At 70.0% G+C, this 283-nt stretch carries 1 pseudogene; it reads left to right on the top strand.

What is annotated here, in order from left to right:
- Positions 1 to 283: pseudogene (locus MKL11_RS21845) on the top strand (hypothetical protein); the annotation flags it as partial.

The following is a 283-nucleotide window of genomic DNA, read 5'->3' on the forward strand; positions in this document are numbered from 1 at the left end:
CTCGATGCCGGCATCGTCCGGCCGCAGCTGCAGCCGGTGTTCTTGCCCGGCCTGCTGGCGGAGCTGGCCGAGAGCTTCAAGCCGTTCGCCGAGCGCAAGGGCCTGCGCCTCGCGGTGCGCTGCCCGGACATCACGGTCACCGGGGACAGGGTGAGGGGTGCGACCTCTCCGGATGGACCTGATCCCTCACCCCAGCCCTATCCCGCACGGGAGAGGGGGCATGTCGCGGCCTTCACACGCCACCGCACGCTTCATGCTGCCTCGTCCTTCGCGAGCAAAGCGA

The sequence above is a fragment of the Methylobacterium sp. J-077 genome (genome assembly GCF_022829365.1).
Taxonomy (GTDB): domain Bacteria; phylum Pseudomonadota; class Alphaproteobacteria; order Rhizobiales; family Beijerinckiaceae; genus Methylobacterium.